Annotated in this window: 1 protein-coding gene; it reads left to right on the forward strand. The window is 50.8% G+C overall.

The window, feature by feature from the left end:
* Positions 1 to 178: 178 nt before the first annotated feature.
* The gene (locus PsAD26_RS16575; protein ID WP_063311347.1) at positions 179 to 1,111 is read left to right on the forward strand and encodes an IS110 family transposase; all 933 of its coding nucleotides are present in this window, start codon (positions 179 to 181) and stop codon (positions 1,109 to 1,111) included.
* Positions 1,112 to 1,122: the final 11 nt, after the last annotated feature.

A 1,122-nucleotide genomic window follows, 5' to 3' on the forward strand; every position in this document is an offset into this window, starting at 1 on the left:
TCCCTGTGTGTTTGTTTTGTGCTTGAATGGTAGCGAGGCGGAGGTCGTTGGGTCCCAGATCAGAGCCCAGCACGGCTTTAGATCGTGACGCGGCCAGACCCCGCCTCGCATGTATTACCAAACCTGAACAGTTGATGGTGGCCGCTTTTGCGGACCACGTAGCACAGGGACAGGCTCCATGACCTTACACCCATTCTATATTGGTATCGATATCTCTAAAGCCTATCTGGATATTTTTGAGGAGAGCACTTCAAAGCATTTACAGATAGAAAATACCAGTGAAGCGATTTCCGCCTGGCTTTCTGCATTACCTGACATGCCCAGCTTGAACATTATCTTTGAAGCTACGGGACGTTATGACAGGAAGCTGACACATGCTCTCCACACTTTGAAGATCCGATTTTCCCGGGTAAATCCAGCACGAGCGCGGGATTTTGCTCGAGCCCTCGGGCAGATGGCAAAAACTGATCAGATCGATGCACGCATGCTGGCAGACATGGGCAAATGCCTAAAACCTGACGCCTCCACACAACGAGCACCAGAACGCGACCAACTAGCAGCCTTGCACAAACGGCGGGATGAGCTTGTTGATACACGTAAGAAAGAACGCCAACGCCTAGCCCAAGCCCTGGCCGAGGAACATGCCAGCATCGCACGCCATATCAGTTGGTTGAATGAAGAAATTAAATTCATTGAGCAAAAGCGGGATACACTGCTCAAAGAGACAGCCGAATTTACGCATGATAACAAATTGTTGCGCTCAATTCCCGGCGTAGGTCCTGTTGCTGCAACTACTCTATTAGCTTTGATGCCCGAGCTCGGGCACGCATCGCCCAAAGCCATTGCCGCTTTGGCTGGCCTTGCTCCTTTCAATGTAGATAGCGGTCAGTTTCGCGGCCATCGGGCAATTAAAGGTGGGCGCAAACGCGTGCGGAACGCGCTTTATATGGCAGCGGTTACAGCGGCACGGTCTAATTCTCACTTTGCCTCATTTGCTCAAGCACTCATCAAAAGAGGAAAGCCCTTCAAAGCGGCTATGATTGCTCTGGCGCGAAAGATACTCATCACAGCCAATGCACTGCTCAGAGACAATGTTCCATTCAATGCATAAACACAGTTGCC

The organism is Pseudovibrio sp. Ad26, assembly GCF_001623285.1.
Lineage (GTDB): Bacteria > Pseudomonadota > Alphaproteobacteria > Rhizobiales > Stappiaceae > Pseudovibrio > Pseudovibrio ascidiaceicola.

Coding starts and splice junctions, on each gene's coding strand:
- PsAD26_RS16575 (WP_063311347.1), top strand. CDS start 179: ATGACCTTACACCCATTCTATATTGGTATCGATATCTCTAAAGCCTAT.